The 6,420-nt window shown below is 74.9% G+C and carries 5 protein-coding genes and 1 pseudogene; all 6 read left to right on the forward strand.

Features of this window, described 5'->3' with window-relative positions; genetic code table 11:
• The first annotated feature begins 5 nt into the window (after window positions 1-5).
• Window positions 6-1,328 carry a TIGR02679 family protein gene (locus EBN88_RS06660; RefSeq protein ID WP_233580501.1) on the forward strand — a complete coding sequence of 441 codons (1,323 nt, stop codon included), beginning with the start codon at window positions 6-8 and terminating at the stop codon, window positions 1,326-1,328.
• A gap of 123 nt (window positions 1,329-1,451) precedes the next feature.
• Window positions 1,452-4,217 (forward strand): AfsR/SARP family transcriptional regulator, encoded by a 2,766-nt coding sequence (locus tag EBN88_RS06665; protein ID WP_122182874.1) that lies wholly within the window; start codon window positions 1,452-1,454, stop codon window positions 4,215-4,217.
• A 182-nt stretch (window positions 4,218-4,399) separates the two neighbouring features.
• Window positions 4,400-4,741, forward strand: a complete 342-nt coding sequence (locus EBN88_RS06670; protein WP_122182875.1) for a WXG100 family type VII secretion target — start codon at window positions 4,400-4,402, stop codon at window positions 4,739-4,741.
• 190 nt (window positions 4,742-4,931) lie between these two features.
• Window positions 4,932-5,246, forward strand: a complete 315-nt coding sequence (locus tag EBN88_RS06675) for a hypothetical protein (RefSeq protein WP_122182876.1) — start codon at window positions 4,932-4,934, stop codon at window positions 5,244-5,246.
• A 250-nt stretch (window positions 5,247-5,496) separates the two neighbouring features.
• Entirely contained in the window at window positions 5,497-5,877 is a 381-nt protein-coding gene (locus tag EBN88_RS06680; RefSeq protein WP_122182877.1) for a hypothetical protein, read from the forward strand.
• Window positions 5,878-5,880: 3 nt separating this feature from the next.
• Window positions 5,881-6,420, forward strand: a pseudogene (locus EBN88_RS06685) (hypothetical protein); the annotation flags it as partial.

The raw sequence follows: 6,420 nt of genomic DNA on the forward strand, positions 1-6,420 counted from the left end.
AAGGCGTGCGGCGCCCGGAGTTGGCACCGGTGTGGCGGGCCGTCCACGACCGTCTCTCCTCGGGCCGCCCCGTCACCCGGGTGCGCCTGGGGCCGCTCGATGAAGCCCAGCGCGAGGCCCTGGCCGATCTGCTCGGCATGGACCGTCTCCCGGCCGTGCGGCCCTCCGTTCCGTTGGCCCGCCTGGAGGAGGCGGTCACCGAACTCTCCGGGCACACGGTGCGCGAGACCGTCAGCGCGCTCCTCGGGCCCCTGGACGACCGTGCCGAGACCAGGCGCCGCCGAGAGGCCGAGCGAGCCGAGCTGTGGGCGTGGCTCGACGACCATCCCACCGTGCGCGCACAACCCGCGCTCGCCGCCTGGGCCGCGTCGTGCCGGGCGGGTGGCCTGGTCGACGGTTCACCGACAGCCACCCGGTCCCTGCTCACCGACGCGCTCAGCGTTCTCGACGCCCTCCCCGCCCCCGCCGAGCCCCTGCCCGCCTTCGCCGCGCGCGTGCTGCGGGGAGACTCCCACGCACTCGACGACGGCACCCGCCTCTCCTCCCTGGTCCTGCGCGCCCTGGCCGCCCTCCACGACACCGACCCACCTCGGTCGGCGGCGGACCGGCGCGCCCAGTGGGCCCGCGTGGGCATCGCGGACGACGAACTGTCCACCACCGTCCTCGTCGCGGGGCTGCGCCCGCTCGGCGACGGCCCGCTCGCTCGCCTGGCCCGGTTGTGCGCGGAGGCGGGGCAGGCCGCCAGCCTGACCCTGGCCCAGCTGCGGACTCCGGGTGGGTTCGCCCTCGACGCCGAGGCGAGACCCGTCGTGTCCATCGTGGAGAATCCGAGCGTCCTGGCCCTCGCCGTCCGGCGCTTCGGCACCCGCTGTCCACCGCTCGTCTGTACGTCCGGCTGGCCGAACAGCGCGGTGCTGCTGCTGCTTCGGCTGCTCGCCGACGGCGCCGCCGTCCTCCGTTATCACGGCGACTTCGACGGGGAGGGCATTCGCATCGCGGCCCACCTCCTGGCCCGGACACCGGCCCGCCCCTGGCGCATGTCGGCCGCCGACTACCGCGCGGCGGCCGCTCGCGCCCCGCACGGTCCTCCGCCCGGCCGTCTCACCGAAGCGCCGTGGGACCCCGAACTGACGGTTGCCATCGCCGAGCACGGCATCTCCGTCGTCGAGGAACTCGTGGTGGACCTCCTGTTGGAGGATCTCGCCGTCACGGCACGTGGCGGTGGCCGCGCTCCCGAGAACGCCCCCGACTCGCGTGGGTCGGAGGCGGGCGAGGGGCCGACGGGGGGCGGGCCACCGGCCGGCGGCCGGTCGTCGGTGGTGAGATAAGTCGGACGAGCCTTTTCACCGGCTGAGCCGTCGTGCGACGATCACACCTCGAACAGCGACGGAATGACGGGGGATGGCGACGTCGGCCGATCTGGTCGACGGCATGGCTCGTTGGGGGTACCCGTGGACATCCGCCTGCTCGGTCTGGTGCGGGTGCTCGGCGACGGCGGTCGGGCGCTGCCGTTGACCGCGCCGTTGACCTGCGCCACCCTGGCGGCGCTCGCGCTGTATCCGGGGGAACTGGTGCGCACGGCCGAGCTGGCGCGGCAGCTGTGGGGGCCGACGCCGCCGGAGGGCGCGGCCGGGCGGCTGCGCCGCCAGGTGGCGCGGCTGCGCGCGGTGTTGCCCCGGGGCACGGTCCGCACGCTGCCCGGCGGCTATGTGTTGGACGTGCCGCCGGAGACCACGGACGTGGGCCGGTTCGCCGGGGCGCTGCGCCGCGCCGACGCGCTGGCGCCCACGCGTCCGGAGGCGGCGCTGGCCGCGCTGAACGAGGTCCTTCCGCTGTGGACCGGCAACCCGCTGATGGGCCTGCCCGACTGCCCGTTGCGGGAGGTCGAGCGCGGCCGACTGCGCCTGCTGTGGTCGCGCGCCCTGCGGCTGCGCGCCGAGGTGGAGCTGCGCCTGGAGGAGGAGGCCCCGGCCTCCGAGTGGGCGCGGGGCGACTCCCCGGCGGCCGAACCCGAGCCCTGGGCCGAGGAGGCCACGCCCGGGGCCGCCGGACCGTTCCCCGGGGCCGCCGGACCGTTCCCCGGGGACGGGGACGGGGAGGCCGGCGGCGAGGCGGCCGCCTTCGCCGGGATCGTCGAACGCGCCACCGCCGGCGACCCGCCGCCCGCGCCGACCGGACTGCCCGCCGGGATCGGCACGTTCGTCGCCCGCGCCGTCGAACTCGGCCGGCTGCGCCGCCGGTTGACCGACGCCTCGGGCGCGCCGGCCGTCTGCCTGATCGACGGCCCCGGCGGGGTCGGCAAGTCGACACTGGCGGTCAGGGCGGCCCGTGAGCTGGCCGACCGGTTTCCCGACGGGCTGCTCTATGTGGACCTGCGCGGCGCCGACCCGCGCAACCCGCCGTTGACCGTGTCCGAGGCGCGCCGGCTGCTGCTGGCCGCGATGGGCACGCCCGGCAAGGAGATGCCGGACGAGGCCGGCGCGGCCGCGACGTACCACGCCGAACTGGGCCAGCGCCGCGTGCTGTTGCTGCTGGACAACGCGGTGGACGGCGCCCAGGTCACCCCGCTGCTGCCGACGGAGGGCGGCTCGGCCGCGCTGGTCACCAGCCGCGCCCTGCTCGCCGGGGTGCCCGGCGCGCTGCGCCTGTGCCTGGGCACGCTCGCCTCCGACGAGGCGGTCGCGCTGGTCCGCTCGATCGCGGCCGCCGGCGGCCACGAGGAGGAGCGGGGCACCGCCGACGAGTGGACCGAACTGGTCGAACTCTGCGGTCGGTTGCCGCTGGCGCTGCGCATCATCGGCACCCGGATGGCGGCCAGGCCCGGCTGGCGGGTGGCCGACTTCCTCGGCCCGCTGCGCGACGAGCGGCGCCGGATGGACGAGTTGACCGGCGACGACCTGGACCTGCGGGCCAGCCTGATGGTGAGCATCGACCAACTCGCCGCAGGCCGGGGCGAGGACGAGCGGCTGGCCGCCGCGCTGTTCCCGGCGCTGGGCGCGGCGGCGGTGCGTTCCTACACGCCCGGCTCGGTGGCGGCGCTGATGGACGTCACCGCCAGGGAGGCGGGCGCCGCGCTGGACCGGCTGGCGGACGCGCGGATCGTGGACTGCCCACGGCCGGGCGTCTACACCCTGCACGACCTGCTGCGTTCGGCGGCCGGCTGGGCGGCGGCGCGGATGCCGGGGGAGTGGCACCGGGCGCGCCTGGCGGCGCTGGCCAACTGGTACGCCGGCTCGCTCTACCGGCTGAACCTGCCGATGGCGCTGAGCACGACCTACCGGAACCGCTACCAGGACGGCGCGGCCCGGTTCCCCGCCGGCCGCCCGTTCACCTCGGTCGACGAGGCGCTGCCCTGGGCCGACGAGGTGTTGGACGACGTGCTGGCGCTGGCCGAGCAGCTCTCGGTGCCCGACTTCGACCGGGGTGGGGCGTTGGCCGGCGCGCCGCTGTCCCACTTCGCGCTGGAGAGCGCGCGGGCGTTGGAGACCTACTTCGGCACCCGGCTGGCCTGGAGCGCGCAGGCGCGGCTGTGCGAGCTGGCGTTGACGGTGGCGCGGCGGCGCGGGGACCGGTTCGCCGAGGCCGTGACGCTCGGCCAGCTGGGCAAGTTGTGGGGGCAGCGTGGGCAGGGGCTGCGCGGCGCGGCGCTGCTGCGCTACGCGATCACGGTGCTCCGCTCGCTGGGCCGGACCGAGGAGGCGCTGGGCTCCACCCTCAACCTGGTGCCCTGCCTGGGCTCGGCCGGGCACCTGGCGGACGCGATCGGCCTGGCGGAGGAGACGCTGGCCGAGGTCGACGCCGAGGGCTACGACGACTTCCGCATCCCGTTGACCAACAACCTGGCCCGCTGCCACCTGTATCTCGGCGACCACGACCGGGCCAGGGAGCTGCTGTTGGCGAACTACGCGGCGGCCCGGCTGGCCTGGGACCGGACCATGGCGGCGGGGGTGTTGACGGAGTACCACCTGGAAGTCGCCGAGTACGAGGAGGCGGTCCGCTGGAGCGAGCGGGGGATGGCCCACGCGGCCGAGCAGCCCTTCGACCCGTTCGTGGTGGCCCAGCAGCGGACCTGGCGTGCCGAGGCGTTGCGCGGCCTCGGTGAGGAAGCGAGTGCACACGTCGAGGAGATGCACGCGAAGGCCGTGATCGAGGACCTCAACAGCCGCGAGAACAGCCACTTGCGAGTGCGAATAACGGATCGGTATCTCGCCGGCTGACCGGCCAACATCATGGACACCTGCGGTTCTTGCCGTTGCTACAGTTCTGATACACAGATGCGGGTGCAATTTTGCGCCGGGTGTTCCACCATGGTGCGACGACCGGGCGCGGCATGTTCCGCGCGGTCGCGCATTGCGACGGTGAACATCAGCGGCGAACACCAGTGACGGGGAGGAACGCCATGGGCGACGAGATCAAGCTCTCACCCGAGGAGGTCGACCGGGTGATGGCGATCATCAACCAGGCCTACACCGACATGGAGGAGGTCGCCACGGGCATCGGCGGGCACAGCGCCAACGTGTCCACCGCCTACAACGGCTCGGGCACCAGCCGCGCCATGGAGACCTACGACGACCTCGGGCGCGCCGGCCAGGCCCTGGCCGCCGCGCTCGACGGGCTCTCGCAGGACCTGGGCCTGACCGCGACCACCGGTCGGGAGACGGACGCGGACGCGCAGGGCGTGCTCAACAGCGTGCAGACGCCGGGGATCACCCCCGACGCGGGCATCGCCCAGGCCGTCTGACGCACGGCCGGGCGGAACCGGCCGACCGACCCGCCGACCGGCCGTCCACGGGGGCCGGCCGGTCGGCGACGGCGCCACGCGGTTTCCGTGAACGGCGGCGGTTTCCACGAACGGCGGTGCGGCGCACGGCCGTTCGGCGGCGGTGACACCAGCAGGCAGCGACGAGGCAGCGAGGAAGAGGACAGCACCCATGGGCTACGGCGAGGGCATGATCCGGTTCGGCAACGAGGGCCTTGAGGCCATCCAGTCGGCGACCACCGGCCAGCAGGAGCGGTACCAGGAGATCTGGGACGACGTGCACACCCAGCTGACGTCCCTGATCGAGCAGGGGCAGGTGGACGCGTCCATCGCCTCGGTGCTCAGCGAGCGGGACGAGCAGTTCCGCCGCGAGGCCGGCGGCTTCGACGAGAGCGTCAGCGGCCAGAACCGCGCGATGCGGGACGTGCAGACGATCGGCAACGAGGGCGGCGCGGCGATGGTCAGGGCCGCCGGCGGCGGGCGTTAGGTCGGGTCCGTAAAGTCTCGTCGGATCAGACCGCGGCGTTGGACGCGGTGCGTCGCAAGGCGCCGGATCGCAGCTCATACCTGGCCGTGTTCGCGCGATGCGGTAACGCGGCGAGGTGCCGCGTATGGCGTCGCGGGCCCGGCGAGACGTCACGGACACGGCCTGGTCCCGTTCCGTTCCACGGGGGCCGGGCGGGTCCGGCCGCCCGGGGAAGCACACGAATCCGAAGAGCAGGAAGGCGGGCCGGAGCATGTCAGGCGACGTCGAACTCAACCCGGACGCGATGCGGGACGCCGAGTCCGCCGCCGGGGGCAGCGGCGAACTCGCGGCGATGCGCGAGAAGTTCATCGACATCGCCGCCGCCAGGGGGCTGTTCGGCACCGTGCCGGGCGGCTCGGAGGCGGAGGCCGCGCTGGAGAGCGCGGCCCGCGCGATGCTGACCGAGGTGGAGGCCGCCGGGGTGACCGTGGCGGACATCCAGGCCAGCGCGGGGGAGGCCGCCGCGATCGCCGACGAGACGGACGCGTCGGCCGGGCAGCGGCTGAACGACGCCTCGGGGGCGGTCGACTACTTCAACGGCCTGATGAACAGCGGCTCGGGCGGCGGCGGTCAGCGCCAGGAGGTGTACTGAAGCGTGAGCAGCGACGACGCGTTCCACGGCATAGTCGACGACATCTACAGCGCCCGGCACATCCGGATGTACGCGGCGGCCGGCGCGTGGATCGCGCTGGCGGGCGCCGGCACCGGGGAGAACGACCGGCTGGCCGGCGCCGCCGAGAGCGCGGCGGCCGAGCCGGGCGTCGGCCTGATCGAGCTGTCCGACCGGATGGCGGAGACGGCCAGTTGGGCCTCGGGCGCCAGCGCGGTGGCGATGTCCATCGCCAACCAGCTCCAGACGGCGGGTGACGCCGCCGCCGGCGCCACCGAGGAGGCGCTGCTGCTGGAGGAGCAGTACGCCGAGGCGTCCCAGGCGCCGGCCGGCCAGGACGTCGGGATGGCCGCCGTCGGCGCGGCCGGGCGGCAGAGCGAGGAGAAACAACGGCTGGTCGCCGAGGCGCAGGGGGTGTTGGACCGGCTGGCCGCCAGCTTCGCGCAGGTGACCGGCGGCAACGCCCCGGCCGCCCCGGGCGGCGGCGCCGGCGGCGGGGGCGGCGCGCCCCAGCTGGCGGGCGGC

The organism is Streptomyces triticirhizae (assembly GCF_003696235.1).
GTDB classification, from domain to species: Bacteria; Actinomycetota; Actinomycetes; order Streptomycetales; family Streptomycetaceae; genus Streptomyces; species Streptomyces triticirhizae.